This is a genomic window from Bradyrhizobium sp. USDA 4501 (genome assembly GCF_054062115.1).
Genome location: NZ_JBSSEX010000001.1, coordinates 3,046,847 through 3,062,880 on the forward strand (window position 1 = coordinate 3,046,847; position 16,034 = coordinate 3,062,880).

The window sequence follows — 16,034 nt, forward strand, 5'->3', positions numbered from 1 at the left end:
CCTTAAAGTGCGCCGCGTTGTCGTGGACTTACTGCACGCGGGGCAGCACTTCGAACTGGTGGAATGGCGGCGGCGAGGTCAGCGTCCACTCCAGCGTGGTCGCACCGGCGCCCCACGGATTGTTCGCGGCCTGCTCCTTGCGGACGAAGGCATCGATCACGCCGTAGATGAAGATCAGGACGCCGATGCCGGAGATGTACGAACCCCAGGAGGAGATCAGGTTCCAGCCGGCGAACGCATCCGGATAGTCGACATAACGGCGCGGCATGCCCGACAGGCCGAGGAAGTGCTGCGGGAAGAACACCAGGTTGACGCCGACGAAGGTAAACCAGAAGTGCGCCTTGGCGATCCGCTCCGAGTACATGTAGCCGAACATCTTCGGGAACCAGTAGTACCAGCCGGCGAAGATGCCGAACACGGCGCCGAGCGACAGCACGTAGTGGAAGTGCGCCACCACGTAGTAGGTGTCCTGCAGCACGCGGTCGACGCCGGCATTGGCCAGCACGACGCCGGTGACGCCGCCGACGGTGAACAGGAAGATGAAGCCGATCGCCCAGATCATCGGCGCCTTGAACTCGATCGAGCCGCCCCACATCGTGGCGATCCACGAGAAGATCTTCACGCCGGTCGGCACCGCGATCACCATCGTGGCGGCGACGAAATAGGCCTGCGTCGCCGAGGACATGCCGACGGTGTACATGTGGTGCGCCCACACCACGAAGCCGATGCCGCCGATCGCCACCATGGCGTAGGCCATGCCGAGATAGCCGAACACGGGCTTGCGCGAGAAGGTGGAGACGATCTGGCTGATCATGCCGAAGGCGGGCAGGATCAGGATGTACACTTCGGGGTGACCGAAGAACCAGAACAGATGCTGGAACAGCACCGGGTCGCCGCCGCCGTCAGCCGCAAAGAAGGTGGTGCCGAAATTGCGGTCGGTCAGCAGCATGGTGATCGCACCGGCGAGCACCGGCAGCGACAGCAGCAGCAGGAACACGGTGACCAGGATCGACCACACGAACAGCGGCATCTTGTGCAGGGTCATGCCCGGCGCGCGCATGTTGAAGATCGTGGTGATGAAGTTGATGGCGCCGAGGATCGACGAGGCACCCGCGAGATGGAGCGAGAGAATCGCGAAATCGACCGCCGGTCCCGGATGGCCCGAGGTCGACAGTGGCGCATACATGGTCCAGCCCGCGCCGACGCCGTTGGCGCCCGGCTCACCCTCGACGAAGGTGGACATCACCAGCAGCGCGAACGAGGCCGGCAGCAGCCAGAACGAGATGTTGTTCATGCGCGGGAACGCCATGTCCGGCGCGCCGATCATCAGCGGCACCATCCAGTTGCCGAAGCCGCCGATCATCGCCGGCATGACCATGAAGAAGATCATGATCAGGCCGTGCGAGGTCACGAACACGTTATAGGTGTGCGTCTCGTGGAATATCTGGACGCCCGGATACATCAACTCGGCACGGATCGCGATCGACATCGCCGCGCCGATGATGCCCGCGATCACCGCAAAGATCAGGTACATCGTACCGATGTCCTTGTGGTTCGTGGAGTAGAGATAACGCCGCCATCCGGTCGGATGGTGGGCGTGATCGTCATGGGCGTGATCGTCGTGTGTCGCTGCGCCTGTCGCCATGTTCAAAATCCTGCCTTGCAGTCCCTCTTGGACCTTGCGGTCCCGTCGCCCTTATTCCATCCGCGCCGTAAGCCGTGAGGCTTACTGCGCCGCCTGACCAGCCGAGGCGTAGGAATTCGCCGGGTTGGTCGCAAACTTCTTCTTCGCGCCTTCGACCCAGGTCGCGAATTCCTGGTCGCTCACGACCCTGACCGCGATCGGCATGAAGGCATGGTCCTTGCCGCACAGTTCCGAGCACTGGCCGTAGAACACGCCGGTCTTGGTGGCCTTGAACCAGCTCTCGTTGAGGCGGCCGGGGATCGAGTCGATCTTCACGCCGAAGGCCGGCACCGCGAAGGAGTGGATCACGTCGGCGCCGGTGGTCTGGATCCGCACCACCTTGTTGACCGGGACCACCATCTCGTTGTCGACGCCGAGCAGGCGCGGCTGCTTGTCCTTGTCGAGCAGCGAGTCGAACTCGAACTTGCCGTTATCCGGATAGGCGTAGGACCAGTACCACTGCTTGCCGGTGACCTTCACCGTGAGATCCGGCTTCGGCACGTCGAGCTCCAGGAACAGCAGGCGGAACGACGGCACCGCGATGCCGACCAGGATCAGCACCGGGATCAGCGTCCAGGCCACCTCGATCAGCGTGTTGTGGGTGGTCCTGGAGGGGACCGGGTTGGCCCTGGCGTTGAACTTCACCACCACGATGATGAGCAACGCGAGCACGAACAGCGTGATCAGGGTGATCAGTACCAGCAGGAAATTGTGAAACCAGATGATGTTTTCCATCACCGGGGTCACGCCTTCCTGCAGCGTGTGCTCCCACGGCGCCGGCTGCCCCATTTCGGCGAAGGCCGATCCCGCGGCGACAGACGCCACACCCGCCACCGCCAACCCCAGCAATTGCCTGCCCAACCGGCCAATCGACATCTTCATGCCGCTCGCGCTCCCTTGCATTATTCCCCAAAGCACCCCCGGCATGTGGCCGAAAATGCAGCACGATCCGCCCTGACAAACGGCCTTCCGGACATACCCGTCTCTGAGTCAAGGTGGGTACGGGAGCCAGATCGCTAGAACGCGTCGAAATCCAGCCTCTCAAACCATAATTCTCCGGCGCTCGCAATGCAGTAGTGGGGCCGAAAGCCATGCGCCTGCGATGAAGCTGCCGCTTGCGATTTTTCCCGCAAAATCAAGCGAAAGCACTTGGACCAATTGTCCATGCCGCTTGACAGGGGGATTACCGGATGTACCCACAGACAGGGCAGCGCACAGGAACCTGATTCGCTGCGGGCTGCCCCAATCCGGCGCGAGAATGGCTTCACGATCGCCTTCAAGGCGCCGTCATTGCGGTATCAGTCGACGCCTGAGCATGATCCGGAAAAGTGGAAACCGGTTTTCCGAAAGATCATGCTCAAACAAGAAGATGAGATCATGATTCGCTTCCGGGAAGCGCATCGTGGCGCGCGTGCTACCGGCGGCCGGACGGCCGGACCGACCGAACATCTATAAGGATCGACCCGGATGGGCGCTTCGAACATTCGTTTGACGATGGCCAGCCGGCTCGGCGGCCTCGCGATTCTGGCCCTCTGCCTCGGCCTTTCTCTTGGCCTGACCCAGCCGGCGAACGCGCAAGGCGCGGTGCGCTCGGTCCACGGCGACTGGCAGATCCGCTGCGACACTCCGCCCGGCGCCCAGGCCGAGCAATGCGCGCTGATCCAGAGCGTGGTAGCGGAAGACCGCTCCAATGCCGGCCTGACCGTGATCGTGCTGAAGACCGCCGACCAGAAGAGCCGCCTGATGCGCGTGGTCGCGCCGCTCGGCGTGCTGCTGCCCTCCGGCCTCGGCCTCAAGCTCGACAATCAGGACGTCGGCCGCGCCGGTTTCGTCAGATGCCTGCCCAATGGCTGCGTCGCCGAGGTCGTGATGGACGACAAGCTGCTCGGCCAGCTCAAGAACGCCAAGACCGCGACCTTCATCATCTTCGAGACGCCCGAGGAAGGGATTGGCTTTCCGCTCAGCCTGAATGGCCTGGCGGAGGGGTATGACAAATTGCCCTAGCGGCGCCGAGCGGCACAGGAAAGTGTAGCCCGGATGGAGCGCAGCGCAATCCGGGGCCGCCATCATCGCGGATTGACCAGTCCCGGATTGCGCTGCGCTTCATCCGGGCTACGCCATCTCAACGGACGCCGGCGTAATAGTCGAACAACGCGATCGCCTCCGTGGACAGCCAGTCCGCCTCACCCGTCATGTAGCCTTCGACCTGCCCGGTGATGCCGATCAAAAATGAGATCGGCATGCCGTAGAGCGCGAACGGCGTATCGACCTCGGCGGCGTCGACGCGCGAGACGAGACCACCGGGATCGAAGCCGATCGCGAGGTGGCGCAGCTTGAGCTGCTTGACGTAGGGCGCGACCGGCGCGCGGTTGCGATCGGTGCTGATAGCGACGACCACGAGATCGCGACGGCCGCTGGCGGCAAGGCGGTCCAGCATCGGCAGCTCGGTCCGGCACGCCGCGCACCAGGTGGCCCAGAAGTTCACCAGCACCATCTTGCCTTTGAACGCCGTGAGATCGAGCGCGCCGCCGGCGAGCGCCGGGATGGCGACCGGCGGCACCGGGCGGGCGCCTTCGACCTGCGTGAACTGATGCCGGATGGTGCCGAATTGCGGCGGTCCCGACGCTGCGCGCGCAGCTCCGGTGGGCATTGCGAGCGAGGCGCCGGCGCCAATCATGCCGGCAACGACCGCGCGGCGCGTCGGTGCGAGAGCTGACGTCATGACAAGTTCTCCGCTTGGCTTGATGGCCACATCGCTCAGGACCGGATGTAGGACCAGCCGGCTTCCTGCAATTCGATGATGCGCCCGGGCCCGTTCGGCACCAGGTCGACATGATCGAGCAGCACCAGCGGATGTCCCTCGGCGCGCTCCATGCCGAGCTTGGTGGCTTCGCAGACAACCAAGCGGATGTCGGGCGTGAGCCCCCGCACCACCCGCAGCAGATCCTTCACCGGCGAGGTATCGGCGCGCAGCATGTGGACGCCAGCATTGTAGGCGACGACCTCGATCTCGAACGGCTCGTTGCGCTCCCGATAATATTTCGGGAGGTTGAGCGCGGTCGAGATCAGCGCCCGCATCGTGGTCGGGTCGTCGCTGTTGATCGGCAGCACAACGTGGTGCACGCGCGGCTCGGGCTTCTTCGGCTCGGGCTTCGAGACCGCCGCGACCGAACCGGTGAGCAGCATTGTCGCGGCGAACGGCACCGCGAAGGCCAGCACCAGCCCGGTCACGACCGTCAGCGTGCGGCGAGAGATGCGCATCGCGCTCGCCTCACGGCGCGCTCGCGAGCAGGGCGAACTGGCTACGCTTGGCGTAGGCGACGATCACACTCAATGTCAGCAGCACGAGGGCGGGCACCGGCGAGCCGCCGATCACGAACAGATGCGTGATGGTGGCGCCGACCATGATGCAGCTCAGCAGCACGCCGCCGAACGCCGCGACCGGGGGCAGCAGGATCAGGACCGCGCCGAGCAGCTCCAGCGATCCGGTGAAATAGCGGAACCACTGACCGAGCCCAATATGCTCGAATTCCTCGACCAGCATAGGCACACCGTAGAGCTTGGCGGCGCCAGCGGCGGCAAAGGCCAAAGCGAGCAGTCCCCTGACGACCCAGAGGCTGACGGATTTCCAGCGCGACGGCGCCGCGGCAACTGCAACTGACATTGATGACTCCCGAGTTGTTCGTAAGGCCGGACCGCGGCCACCCGACCGATCGGCGGCTGGCCCGCGGCTTTCGGTGGTCTAAATTCGGGAGTAAGATGAAAAGAACAAGTAGGATGCTTTTTGTGAGGTACTATGAAAAAACTGACTATTGAGCCCGCCGAGCCTCCGATGGCGTCCGAGCCGTGCAACGGCGACCTGTCCGCGCAATTTCATCGCGCGCTGTCGGTGCTGGCCGGGAAATGGAAGGGCGACATCCTCTGGCAATTGGTCGAGCGCAAGCGGCGATTCGGCGAGCTGCGCCAGTCGATCCCCGGCGTAACCCAGCACATGCTGACCACGCAGCTGCGCGATCTCGAGGCCAACGGTCTCGTCAAGCGCACGGTCTATCCCGAGGTGCCGCCTCGGGTTGAGTACGAGATGACGCCGTCCGCCAAGGCGCTCAAGCCGGTGTTCGACGAGCTGTACCGGTGGGCGCAGGAGCATGGCTTTCCGACCTCGGCACAAGGCACCGCGCAGCCGAAGCCGCAATCGGCCGATGCAGCCGAGCGCGAAAGCCAGCCGCGGAAGGCGGATCGGCGCTCAAGGTGATGACGACAAGGTGACGAGCCCGACGGGGCACTGTGATCGACCGCATAGCCGCAGGCACTCCCGGTTTGCCACCCCAACCACTATCTTTGATGATCGCCGTCCGGGCCTGAACCGGGACCGGTACAGGTTTCCGGGTTGTAAGATGAGTTTTCCGCTCGTCTCTGCTTCAATCCCCCGAAATCCTTGGCTTCCGGGTTCCCCACTGGCAATCAGTTGCGCTTCAGGCAAGGATGACGAGGAATCGCCAAGCAATCGCATTGCGTCGGAGTGACCATGACCAATCCCGCCACGACCTCCCTGCTCGACCGCGCCAATCTAGACCGCGATGCTGTCCGCCGCGAGGTGTCCCGCGGCCTTGAAGGCGCCGACGACGGCGAGCTGTTCCTGGAGTTCGGGCAGACCGAGGCGCTGGTGTTCGACAACGGAAGGCTGAAGCAGGCGACCTATGACACCTCGCAGGGCTTCGGCCTGCGCGCGGTCAAGGACGACGCGGTCGGCTATGCGCATTCCTCCGACGTCTCGATCCCGGCGCTGATCCGCGCCGCGGATGCGGTCGCGGCCGTGCGCGGCGGCTATGCCGGCACTTTCGCCGCGGCGCCCGCCCACACCAACATCAAGCTCTATGGCGACGAGAACCCGCTGGACGGCCCGGCGTTCGAGGCCAAGGTCAAGCTGCTCGGCGAGATCGACGCCTATGTCAGGGACAAGGATCCGCGGGTGCGTCAGGTCTCGGCCAGCCTCACCGCGACCTGGCAGGTGGTCGAGATCCTGCGGCCCGACGGCGAGAGCTATCGCGACATCCGCCCGCTGGTGCGCGTCAACATCTCCGTCGTCGCCGGCCAGGGCGACCGCCAGGAGAGCGGCAGCAAGGGCTATGGCGGCCGCGAGGGCTATGCGCGCTTCATCGAGACCAAGGCCTGGCGCGACGCCGCCGACGGCGCGCTGCACGAGGCGCTGGTCAATCTCGAGTCGGTGCCGGCGCCCGCCGGCGAGATGGACGTGGTGCTCGGCGCCGGCTGGCCCGGCGTGATGCTGCATGAGGCCGTCGGCCACGGGCTCGAGGGCGACTTCAACCGCAAGCAGACCTCCGCCTTTGCCGGCCTGATGGGCCAGCAGGTCGCCGCCAAGGGCGTCACCGTGGTCGACGATGGCACCATGGCCTCGCGCCGCGGCTCGCTCTCGATCGACGACGAGGGCACGCCGACCAACCGCACCGTGCTGATCGAGGATGGCATTCTGGTCGGCTACATGCAGGACCGCCAGAACGCCCGGCTGATGGGCATGAAGCCGACCGGCAACGGTCGTCGGCAGAGCTATGCCCATGTGCCGATGCCGCGCATGACCAACACCTACATGCTGTCGGGCGACCGCGACCCGGCCGAGATCATCGCCTCGGTGAAGAACGGCATGTACGCCGCCAATTTCGGCGGCGGCCAGGTCGACATCACCTCGGGCAAATACGTGTTCCAGTGCACCGAGGCCTACAAGATCGAGAACGGCAAGCTCGGCGCGCCGCTGAAGGGCGCCATGCTGATCGGCAACGGACCGACCGATCTCCACAGGATCACCATGATCGGCAACGATCTTGCGCTGGATACGGGAATCGGCACCTGCGGCAAGAACGGCCAGGGCGTGCCGGTCGGCGTCGGCCAACCGACGCTCAGGATGGAACGGATTACGGTCGGAGGAACGGGCGCTAGTGAGCAGCGGAAACGAAGTCGTGACGGCCAAGCCGACCAGCTGGCGCGGGCAGGCCGTGCAACTAGCCGCGATCGTGGCCGTCGTGTTCCTCGCCAAGGGCGCGATCGCCGAGCCGTTCTACGTGCCGTCGGGATCGATGGAGCCGACGCTGCTGATCGGCGACGCGCTGGTCGCCTCGAAATATCCCTATGGCTACGGCGCGGCTTCGCTGCCGATCCAGATCACGCTGCCGGAAACCGGCCGCGTGTTCGGCGAGACGCCGAAGCGCGGCGACGTTGTCGTGTTCCGCTGGCCGGGCGACCGCTCGCAGGCCTGGGTCAAGCGCGTGGTCGGGCTGCCCGGCGACCGCATCCAGATGCGGCAGGGTCAGCTCTTCATCAACGATCATGCGGCGACGCTGAAGCCCGACGGCACCGGCTTCGCCGAAGACGATCGCGGCGGCGGCGAGGAGGCGTATCGCTACATCGAGACGCTGCCGAACGGCGTCAACCACGCGATCTTCAAGATTCGCGACAACGGCCGGCTCGACAACACCCAAGAGGTGACGGTGCCGCCGGGCAAACTGTTCGTGCTCGGCGACAATCGGGACAATTCCGCCGATAGCCGCGTGCCGGTGCGCGACGGCGGCGTCGGCCTCTTGCCGATCGACAATCTGATCGGCCGCGCCGACGCCGTGGTCGGCTCCTGGGACCTCGGCATCCGCAGCCAGCCGGTCTGGACCTGGCTCTCAGGCTTCCGCCTCGCGCGCTTCTTCACCTCGGTGCAGTAGACGCGTAGCCCGGATGGAGCGCTGCGCAATCCGGGATCTCCCACTCGGCAAGATGTCCCGGATTTCGCTTCGCTCCATCCGGGCTACATTCCTTGCGGGATGATAGTCGTGACCTTCGACGACATCAGGCACATCGCGCTGGCATGGCCGGAGGTCGAGGACGGCTCGTCCTATGGCACGCCGGCGCTGAGGGTGCGCAACAAGATGCTGGTGCGGCTCAAGGAGGACGGCGACAGCCTGGTGATGCCGGGCGTGCCGCCGGAGGAGCGCGACGTGCTGGTCGAGCATCAGCCCCAAGTGTTCTACTTCACCGATCACTACCGCGACTACCCGACGGTCCTGATCCGCCTGTCGAAGGCCAAACGTCACACCGTCGAGCCCTTGCGGCGCCGGCACTGGCGCACGCTGGCGTCGAAGAAGGCGGTCCGGGACTACGACGCGACCGCCTCGTCGTGACGCAGGACGAATTCCTCGCAGCCGCGCTGCGCAACCCGGCCAATCAAGCCATCACCGACGAGTTGTACCGCCTCGGCTTGCCCGATGCGTGGCTGGTCGCCGGCTGCCTGGTGCAGACCGTGTGGAACGTGCTGACCAGCCGGCCGCTCGATCATGGCATCAGCGACCACGACATCTTCTATTTCGATCCGGATACCTCATGGGAGGCCGAGGACGCCGTGATTCGCGAACTCAAGGCACGGCTTGGCCATCTCGGTGTCGCGATCGAGGTGCGCAACCAGGCCCGCGTCCATCTCTGGTATCCCGACAAGCACGGCCTGCCCTACCCGGCGCTGTCGCGTTCGATCGACGGCATCGATCGCTTCCTCACCGAAAACACGCAGATCGGCATCCGCCGCACCACGCGCGGCTACGACGTCTATGCGCCGAACGGTTTCGATGATGTCGCCGGCATGATCGTGCGGCCGAACCGAACCGCGAACTTTTCGCCGGCGAACTATGCGACGAAGGCGGCGCGCTGGAAGGCGCTCTGGCCCGAGATCACGGTGCTGGCGGCGGAGTAGCCTGTCGTCGCTTCGTAGCCCGGATGAAGCGCAGCGAAATCCGGGGCAGGCCCGTCCGCGGTGAGCGCGGTCCCGGATTGCGCTTCGCTCCATCCGGGCTACAGAATCAACGCACCACGCCCGACGTGAACCCCGCCTTGCGGCGCGGCGGCTTGATCTCTTTCTTCAGGAAGCAATGCGCGTCGCGGCCGGCATAGCCGGGCCGGGCGTAGGTCCAGGCGCGGCACTTGTTGTCGGCGGTGCAGGCGGCCTGGCAGGCCTCGTCGCCGTCGCTGCTCTTCAGCTCGAAATTCTTGTAGTCGCCGCCGAGCCGGTCGATCGAGGTTTCGATGGCGCCGTTGCGCGGCTCGACCACACCCGCGCCGCGCACCCCGGAGACGCAGCAGACGTTCTGCACCCGTGGCGGCACGGTGCTCTTCAGCCAGCACACCGCCCCATTATTGGCGTCGGTCGGATAGTTGAAGCTCCAGGCGCGGCAACGGCGGTCACGCTCGCAGGTCAGCGCGCAATCGGCCGGATCGCCCGTCGTCACCGGCGCGTTGAGATAGTCGCCGCCGGGGCGGTCGAAATTGGTCTGCGCCAATGCCGGGCGCGCGACGACCGCGGCCGCAAGGACCGCAAACATCACCACACACGCCCTAAAGTGGCGGCCTATCCCCATGAGATTGCTTTCAAATTCGCGCAGCCCCGCGCGTTTAGCGGGGAGTCATTTGAACGCCATGAACCTGTACGGCGGATGAACGGCGGGTGCGACACCACCGCCGTTCGCGCGCGCCTCACGCCCGGATCGGATCCAAGCGGGGACTAAAAGGCGTATTCCTGATAGGCCGGTTCCACCGAGCCCTTCCAGGGACCGTTGAACTTCTCCAGCATCTCCTCGGCCGGCGAGCGGCCGGCCTCGATGATGCGCTCGAGCGGTTCGAGGAAGCGGCTCTCGTCGCGTCCGAGATGATCGATCCGGCCGCGCCGCCGCAATCCGGCATGCGACAGGATCAGGCACTCCTTGGCGATCTCGAACAGATAGCGATCCTTGATCCGCGACTTGAAGCCGAAACGCGGCACGTCGTCACGCAGCGCCTGCCGCTCCGGCGCGGTCCAGTGGCGGACGATGTCCCAGGCGGCGTCGAGGCTGTCATTGTCGTAGAGCAGCCCGACCCAGAACGCCGGCAGCGCCGGCAGCCGGCCCCACGGCACGCCGTCGGCGCCGCGCATTTCGAGGTAACGCTTCAACCGCACCTCGGGGAAGATCGTCGAGAGGTGATTGGCCCAGTCCGACAAGGTCGGGCGCTCGCCCGGGAAGGCGGCATTCTTGCCGGCGAAGAAATCCCGGAACGAGGAGCCGGAGACGTCGATATATTCCTCGCCGCGCTTGACGAAATACATCGGAACGTCGAGCGCGTAATCGACATAGCGCTCGAAGCCCATGCCGTCCTCGAATGCGAACGGCACCATGCCGCTGCGCGCATTGTCGGTGTCACGCCAGATCTCGGAACGGAACGACAGGAAGCCGTTGGGCTTGCCTTCGGTGAACGGCGAGTTGGCGAACAAGGCGGTCGCGATCGGCTGCAGCGCCAGCGACACCCGCAGCTTCTTCACCATGTCGGCTTCGGAGGAGAAGTCGAGATTGGTCTGCACCGTGCAGGTCCGGAACATCATGTCGAGGCCGTATTTGCCGACCTTCGGCATGTAGTTTCGCATGATCTTGTAACGCCCCTTGGGCATCATGGGGATCTGCGCGCGCGACCAGGACGGCGTCATGCCGAGGCCGAGGAAGCCGATGCCGAGCGGGGTTGCGATCTCCCGCACCTGCGCCAGATGCGCCATCAATTCCGACTGCGTCTGATGCACGGTTTCGACCGGCGCGCCCGACAGTTCGAACTGCCCGCCGGGCTCGAGCGAAATCGCGCCGCCGCCGGTGACATCATAGAGGCCGATGATGTTGCCGCGCTCCATGATCGGCTCCCAGCCGAGCAAGAGCTTCATGCCCTCGAGCAGCGCGCCGATGCCCTTGGCGCCTTCATAGGGCACGGGCTGATGGCCCTCCAGCGTGAACGGAGTCTTCTCGTGCTCGGTGCCGATCCGGAATTCGGACTCAGGCTTCACGCCGGCTTCAAGCCACGCCACGAGTTCGTCGCGCGACTGCAGCGGCGTCATGTCGATCTGGTCACGCGCCATAGATAATCCAACTCAAGGGCGCTTCGATCGAAGGCGCGCGGTGGCAGGGACATCCGCGAGCCACAACGGCTGCGGATGATGGAATCAGCAATATCATCGGGCAGGCACGCCGTCTCGCGCAGGCGCAGCCTTGCTGTCAGCCTTGGTCTCGTTCTTGACGTCGCCTTTGGCGTCGCCGCAGGCGCAGCCGAGCCGGTCGAGCAGGCCGCACAGCCTGGTTGCGTCGGCGTCGGATAATTTCGAGCCGACATGCTTGTCGATCGCGGCGGAATAGGCGTTCCACATCCGCTTCTGCAGCTCGCGTCCAGCCTCGGTGATCTCGACGAACTGGCCGCGCTTGTCGATCTTGCATTCGCGGCGGGCGGCGAGCCCCTCGTCGACCAGCTTGTCTATGAGCCGCGAGGTCGAATATTGCGGGATCAGCATCTGGCGCTCGAGCTCGACCGGGCGCAGCTCGCCCGACGGCGCGCGGGACAGCTCGAGCAAAGCGTCATACCAGGCGAGCGGCGGAAAACCGGCCTTCTTCAAATCCTGCTCAACGCAGTCCAGCACCCGGCTCGGCACCCGCATCAGGCGGATCCAGGCGGCCGTCGCCTCGCTCGATAGCTTGCGTTTCATGGTCTAGCTCATAGGGTCCCGGCACCGACTGTACCGCACTGAATGCATCTGCATCAATCTTGACTATTTCATGCAGGCGCATGTAGGCAATCCCTCTCCGGACGCCAAGAACAAGGGAAGGAATACCCCTATGAAGCTTTATTACACCCCCGGTGCCTGCTCCCTCTCCCCCCATATCGCCCTGCTCGAGGCCGGGCTGCCCTACGACCTGGTCAAGGTCGATCTCCGCGCCAAGAAGCTCGAAAACGGCGACGATTTCCTCCAGGTGAACCCCAAGGGCCAGGTGCCGGCGCTGGCGCTGGATACCGGCGAGATGGTCACCGAGGGGCCGATCATCATCCAGATGATCGCCGACAAGGCCGCCGACAAGAAGCTGGCGCCGGCGCGGGACTCCAACGAGCGCTACAAGCTGCTCGAATGGCTGAACTACACCACGACCGAGCTGCACAAGAATCTCGGCCCGATGTTCTCGCCCGTGCTCGCCGACGACGCCAAGGCCTTCTTCAAGGACCGCGCCATGGGCAAGTTCAAATATGTCGAGAGCCAGCTCGCCGGACGCGATTATTTGATGGGCAACCAGTTCACGGTCGCCGACGGCTACCTCTTCACCATGATCATGTGGGCGCAGGATCGGCTCGGCTTCGACTTCTCCGGCCTGCCGAACGTGACCGCCTACAAGGCCCGCGTCGCGGCGCGCCCGAAGGTGCAGGAGGCGCTGAAGAAGGAAGGCCTGCTCAAGGCGGCCTGAGCTCGCTCACAGCGACCGCGATAGAGCCGGGTCGGCCGATCCGGCTCTTTTTTTTGTGGGTTCGCCGATCCTCTCTCTCGACACCGGAGGCGGAACGTCTCAATTTAACCTGCATTAAAGCGATTAATACTAAGTCGGTGTAGTTCCGGCTGAGGGCGTGGCCGTCCTTGTTCGCGCGATCCAACTGACCGACTATGACCTGCGGCGCGCCCTCCGCTCCAACTGGTCTAAAAATGTGACGATCGCCTTTACCCTTTTATTGACCAGCACCCTGGTTGGGCTGGCAACCAGTTTGTACTTTCGGGTTTGGACATTGATGCTGGAGTCGCCGCTGGTCGCGGTGCTCGCGGCGATCGTGCTCCAATCCGACGGCTTCTCCTTTGCCACCGGCGCTCCGATCGTCGTCGCCTGTCTCGCGTTCAACCAGTTCGCCTATCTCGCTGGCGCCTTGCTCTCTCCGGAGACTGACGGCTCAATGGCGGAAGAAATTGACGGCCTGCCAGACCGTCGCGGCGAGCACAATATCCGCGGCCAGAACGAGTAGCGCGAGGCCGGCCCATGACGGGCCTTTGCCCCGCAGACGCAGCGGCTTCCGCCACCGCGATGACCGCAAGAAAAACAAGGAATCCTTCGCCGCGATCTCCGCGGCACCTTCCTTGAACGCAGAACTCATCGCACGACACCCTCACGCTGATCGTCGCCCCGGCGATCGACGAGCAAGAGTGATGCCAGCAGCGTGGTGCCAGTGGGGAACGAGCGTGGCGGGACTTTGACGCGCATGACCGTCGCGCAACAGGATCAAGTCGGATCGATGACCGGCTTGATCCTGCGCGAGTTCGCCCCAGAAGTTTACGCCGCCTGCTTCTTCGGCGGGAAGCGGCCGTAGAAGGTTTCGCCCTTGGCGGCCATCTCCTCGAGCAGCTTCGGCGGCGTGAAGCGCGAGCCGTACTTCTTCTCGAAGCTGTGGCAGAGTGCGACGAAGTTCTTGGTGCCCATGAAGTCGATGTAGGACAGCGCGCCGCCGGTGAACGGCGCGAAGCCGAAGCCGAGGATCGAGCCGACATCGGCCTCGCGCACGTCGGTGATGACGTGATCCTCGACGGTGCGCGCGGCCTCCACCGCCTGCACCACCAGGAAGCGCTGCTTCAACTCCTCGACGCTGAGCGTGTCGGGATCGAGCTGCTTGGGCTGCAGATTGGCGAGCCCCGGCCACAGGCTCTTCTGGCCCTTGCCCTTCTCGGGATAGTCGTAGAAGCCCTTGCCGTTCTTGCGGCCGAAGCGGCCCTGCTTCTCGACCATCTCGACCATCAGCTTCTTCTGCGCCTGGTCGATCGCGTTGGGGCCGAGATCGGCCTCGGTCGCCTTGGTGATCTTCAGGCCGAGATCGAGCGCGACCTCGTCCTGCAGCGACAGCGGCCCGACCGGCATGCCGGCCATCTTGGCGGTGTTCTCGATCATCGCCGGCGGCACGCCCTCGAGCAGCATCTCGTTGCCCTCGGAGATGTAACGCATCACGCAGCGGTTGGCGAAGAAGCCACGGGAGTCGTTCACCACGATGGGCGTCTTGCCGATCGCGCGGACATAGTCGAGTGCGGTCGCCAGCGCGACGTCGCCGGTGTTCTTGCCGAGGATGATCTCGACCAGCATCATCTTCTCGACCGGCGAGAAGAAGTGGATGCCGATGAACTTGCCCTGATCCTTGAACTCCTCGGCCAGCGAATTGATCGGCAGGGTCGAGGTGTTGGAGGCGAAGATCGCGCCCGGCTTCAGCAGCGGCTGGGCCTTGGCATAGGTATCCGCCTTGACCTTGCGATCCTCGAACACCGCCTCGATGACGAGGTCGCAGTCCGAGATCACGTTGTAGTCTGATGTGGCCGAGATCCGCGCCAAGATGGCATCGGCCGCGTCCTGCTTCATCCGTCCCTTGACGATCAGGCCGTCGACCACGGTCTTGGCGTGGCCCTTGCCCTTGTCGGCGCTTTCCTGGTCGCGATCGACCAGCACGACGTCGATGCCGGCCTGCGCCGAGACATAGCCGACACTGGCGCCCATGAAGCCGGCGCCGATCACGGCGAGCTTCTTGACCTTGGTCGGCGGCACGCCCGCCGGGCGGCGGGCGCCCTTGTTCAGTTCCTGCATCGACAGGAACAGCGACCGGATCATCGCCGCCGCTTCCTTCGAGCGCAGCACCTTGGTGAAGTAGCGCGACTCGACCCGCAGCGCGGCGTCGATCGGAAGCTGCAGGCCCTCATAGACGCAGCTCATGATGGCGCGCGCGGCCGGATAATTGTCGTAGGTCTCGCGGCGATAGATCGCGTTGCCGGCCGGGAACATCTGCATGCCCATCTTGGAGAAGACGGGGCCGCCGGGCAGCTTGAAGCCCTTCTCGTCCCACGGCGCGACCGCCTTGCCGCCGCCCTTGATCCAGTCCTTCGCGGCCTTGATCAGGTCGGCTGCCGGCACCACCGCGTGAATCAGGTTGAGTGCCTTGGCGCGGGTGAGATTGACCGCCTCACCCTTGAGCAGCAATTGCATCGCGTCCGCCGGCTGCACAAGACGCGGCACGCGCTGGGTGCCGCCGGCGCCGGGGAACAGGCCGACCTTGATCTCGGGCAGGCCGAGCCGGGTCTTCGGGTTCTCGGCCGCGACGCGGTAGTGGCAGGCCAGCGTGATCTCGAAGCCGCCGCCGAGCGCAAGGCCGTTGATCGCGGCGACCCACGGCTTGCCCGAGGTCTCGATCGCGCGGAACGACTGCGACATCTGGCGGCTCTGCTCGAACAGCATCTGGTTCGCGGCTTCCTCGCCCTTCTCCTTGAAGAGCTGCGCGTAAGAGTGGTTCATGCCCTCGAGCATCGAGAGGTCGGCGCCGGCGCAGAACGCCTCCTTCGCCGAGGTGATCACGACACCCTTGATCGCAGGATCGCTGGTCGTCTGCTTGATGATCTCGCCGATCTCCTGGGTCGAGATCTCGTCGAACACGTTCATCGAACGATCAGGGATGTCCCAGGTGACGAGCGCAATGCCGTCGGCGTCGACGTCGAACTTGAAATTCTTGTAAGCCATGTTGC

At 64.8% G+C, this 16,034-nt stretch carries 17 protein-coding genes and 1 pseudogene; 9 read left to right on the forward strand and 9 right to left on the reverse strand.

Translation table 11 applies throughout. The features are described 5' to 3' along the window. Nucleotides 1-28: 28 nt before the first annotated feature. Both ctaD and coxB read right to left on the reverse strand, forming a co-directional pair. Nucleotides 29-1,645 carry a cytochrome c oxidase subunit I gene (gene ctaD, locus ACVWZM_RS13980; protein WP_057016079.1) on the reverse strand — a complete coding sequence of 539 codons (1,617 nt, stop codon included), beginning with the start codon at nt 1,643-1,645 and terminating at the stop codon, nt 29-31. Between the two features lie 81 nt (nt 1,646-1,726). Further along, the gene (gene coxB / locus ACVWZM_RS13985) at nt 1,727-2,566 is read right to left on the reverse strand and encodes a cytochrome c oxidase subunit II (RefSeq protein WP_026191935.1); all 840 of its coding nucleotides are present in this window, start codon (nt 2,564-2,566) and stop codon (nt 1,727-1,729) included. Between the two features lie 282 nt (nt 2,567-2,848). Between coxB and ACVWZM_RS13990 the strand changes: the two genes are divergently transcribed. Next, nucleotides 2,849-3,139 (forward strand): hypothetical protein, encoded by a 291-nt coding sequence (locus ACVWZM_RS13990; protein WP_156436115.1) that lies wholly within the window; start codon nt 2,849-2,851, stop codon nt 3,137-3,139. Between the two features lie 12 nt (nt 3,140-3,151). Beyond that, nucleotides 3,152-3,688, forward strand: coding sequence for an invasion associated locus B family protein (locus ACVWZM_RS13995; protein WP_253625069.1), 537 nt, complete (start codon nt 3,152-3,154; stop codon nt 3,686-3,688). A 118-nt stretch (nt 3,689-3,806) separates the two neighbouring features. Here ACVWZM_RS13995 and ACVWZM_RS14000 read toward each other — a convergent pair whose 3' ends face one another. Genes ACVWZM_RS14000 through ACVWZM_RS14010 form a run of 3 tightly spaced genes read right to left on the reverse strand, consistent with a single transcriptional unit; the run spans nt 3,807 to nt 5,348 of the window. Continuing rightward, a complete protein-coding gene (locus ACVWZM_RS14000) occupies nt 3,807-4,406 on the reverse strand; it encodes a TlpA family protein disulfide reductase (RefSeq protein WP_253625070.1) in 600 nt (199 codons plus the stop codon). 35 nt (nt 4,407-4,441) lie between these two features. Further along, nucleotides 4,442-4,945, reverse strand: coding sequence for a DsrE family protein (locus ACVWZM_RS14005; protein ID WP_229191376.1), 504 nt, complete (start codon nt 4,943-4,945; stop codon nt 4,442-4,444). Nucleotides 4,946-4,955: 10 nt separating this feature from the next. Beyond that, on the reverse strand, nt 4,956-5,348 hold the full coding sequence (locus ACVWZM_RS14010; protein ID WP_057016074.1) for a DoxX family protein: 393 nt from the start codon (nt 5,346-5,348) through the stop codon (nt 4,956-4,958). Nucleotides 5,349-5,480: 132 nt separating this feature from the next. Here ACVWZM_RS14010 and ACVWZM_RS14015 point away from each other — a divergent pair, with 132 nt between their 5' ends. The 5 genes and pseudogenes from ACVWZM_RS14015 (at nt 5,481) to ACVWZM_RS14035 (ending at nt 9,425) form a co-directional block, all read left to right on the forward strand. Further along, nucleotides 5,481-5,936, forward strand: a complete 456-nt coding sequence (locus ACVWZM_RS14015) for a winged helix-turn-helix transcriptional regulator (RefSeq protein WP_082653702.1) — start codon at nt 5,481-5,483, stop codon at nt 5,934-5,936. Between the two features lie 273 nt (nt 5,937-6,209). Then, nucleotides 6,210-7,631: pseudogene (gene tldD, locus ACVWZM_RS14020) on the forward strand (metalloprotease TldD); the annotation flags it as partial. A 4-nt stretch (nt 7,632-7,635) separates the two neighbouring features. Further along, nucleotides 7,636-8,406 (forward strand): signal peptidase I, encoded by a 771-nt coding sequence (gene lepB, locus ACVWZM_RS14025; protein WP_016847099.1) that lies wholly within the window; start codon nt 7,636-7,638, stop codon nt 8,404-8,406. Between the two features lie 108 nt (nt 8,407-8,514). Beyond that, nucleotides 8,515-8,862, forward strand: a complete 348-nt coding sequence (locus ACVWZM_RS14030) for an MmcQ/YjbR family DNA-binding protein (protein ID WP_076832832.1) — start codon at nt 8,515-8,517, stop codon at nt 8,860-8,862. After that, entirely contained in the window at nt 8,859-9,425 is a 567-nt protein-coding gene (locus ACVWZM_RS14035; protein ID WP_168858476.1) for a nucleotidyltransferase family protein, read from the forward strand. Before ACVWZM_RS14030 ends, ACVWZM_RS14035 begins: the two co-directional genes overlap by 4 nt. 106 nt (nt 9,426-9,531) lie before the next feature. Here the strand turns inward: ACVWZM_RS14035 and ACVWZM_RS14040 are convergent, their stop codons facing one another. The 3 genes from ACVWZM_RS14040 to ACVWZM_RS14050 all read right to left on the reverse strand — a co-directional run bounded on the left by ACVWZM_RS14040 (nt 9,532) and on the right by ACVWZM_RS14050 (nt 12,218). Continuing rightward, entirely contained in the window at nt 9,532-10,086 is a 555-nt protein-coding gene (locus tag ACVWZM_RS14040) for a PAN domain-containing protein (protein WP_076832364.1), read from the reverse strand. 143 nt (nt 10,087-10,229) lie between these two features. Beyond that, nucleotides 10,230-11,600, reverse strand: a complete 1,371-nt coding sequence (locus ACVWZM_RS14045; RefSeq protein WP_076832366.1) for a glutamate--cysteine ligase — start codon at nt 11,598-11,600, stop codon at nt 10,230-10,232. Nucleotides 11,601-11,693: 93 nt separating this feature from the next. After that, entirely contained in the window at nt 11,694-12,218 is a 525-nt protein-coding gene (locus ACVWZM_RS14050; RefSeq protein WP_016847103.1) for a MarR family winged helix-turn-helix transcriptional regulator, read from the reverse strand. A gap of 130 nt (nt 12,219-12,348) precedes the next feature. On the opposite strand from ACVWZM_RS14050, the gene gstA reads away from it, so the two are divergent. After that, on the forward strand, nt 12,349-12,966 hold the full coding sequence (gstA, locus tag ACVWZM_RS14055; protein ID WP_057016067.1) for a glutathione transferase GstA: 618 nt from the start codon (nt 12,349-12,351) through the stop codon (nt 12,964-12,966). 157 nt (nt 12,967-13,123) lie between these two features. Continuing rightward, nucleotides 13,124-13,510 (forward strand): hypothetical protein, encoded by a 387-nt coding sequence (locus ACVWZM_RS14060; RefSeq protein ID WP_229191373.1) that lies wholly within the window; start codon nt 13,124-13,126, stop codon nt 13,508-13,510. Nucleotides 13,511-13,815: 305 nt separating this feature from the next. On the opposite strand, the gene ACVWZM_RS14065 is transcribed toward ACVWZM_RS14060, so the two are convergent. Beyond that, entirely contained in the window at nt 13,816-16,029 is a 2,214-nt protein-coding gene (locus ACVWZM_RS14065) for a 3-hydroxyacyl-CoA dehydrogenase NAD-binding domain-containing protein (RefSeq protein ID WP_456853574.1), read from the reverse strand. Nucleotides 16,030-16,034 lie beyond the last annotated feature (5 nt).

Bases quoted from the DNA above. Each gene is read 5' to 3' on its own strand.
- ACVWZM_RS13995 (WP_253625069.1), top strand. From the start codon at position 3,152: ATGGGCGCTTCGAACATTCGTTTGACGATGGCCAGCCGGCTCGGCGGC.
- ACVWZM_RS14065 (WP_456853574.1), bottom strand. From the start codon at position 16,029: ATGGCTTACAAGAATTTCAAGTTCGACGTCGACGCCGACGGCATTGCG.
- ACVWZM_RS14000 (WP_253625070.1), bottom strand. From the start codon at position 4,406: ATGACGTCAGCTCTCGCACCGACGCGCCGCGCGGTCGTTGCCGGCATG.
- ACVWZM_RS14050 (WP_016847103.1), bottom strand. From the start codon at position 12,218: ATGAAACGCAAGCTATCGAGCGAGGCGACGGCCGCCTGGATCCGCCTG.
- ACVWZM_RS13990 (WP_156436115.1), top strand. From the start codon at position 2,849: ATGCCGCTTGACAGGGGGATTACCGGATGTACCCACAGACAGGGCAGC.
- gstA (WP_057016067.1), top strand. From the start codon at position 12,349: ATGAAGCTTTATTACACCCCCGGTGCCTGCTCCCTCTCCCCCCATATC.
- ACVWZM_RS14015 (WP_082653702.1), top strand. From the start codon at position 5,481: ATGAAAAAACTGACTATTGAGCCCGCCGAGCCTCCGATGGCGTCCGAG.
- ACVWZM_RS14005 (WP_229191376.1), bottom strand. From the start codon at position 4,945: ATGCGCATCTCTCGCCGCACGCTGACGGTCGTGACCGGGCTGGTGCTG.
- ACVWZM_RS14040 (WP_076832364.1), bottom strand. From the start codon at position 10,086: ATGGGGATAGGCCGCCACTTTAGGGCGTGTGTGGTGATGTTTGCGGTC.
- ACVWZM_RS14010 (WP_057016074.1), bottom strand. From the start codon at position 5,348: ATGTCAGTTGCAGTTGCCGCGGCGCCGTCGCGCTGGAAATCCGTCAGC.
- ctaD (WP_057016079.1), bottom strand. From the start codon at position 1,645: ATGGCGACAGGCGCAGCGACACACGACGATCACGCCCATGACGATCAC.
- coxB (WP_026191935.1), bottom strand. From the start codon at position 2,566: ATGAAGATGTCGATTGGCCGGTTGGGCAGGCAATTGCTGGGGTTGGCG.
- ACVWZM_RS14045 (WP_076832366.1), bottom strand. From the start codon at position 11,600: ATGGCGCGTGACCAGATCGACATGACGCCGCTGCAGTCGCGCGACGAA.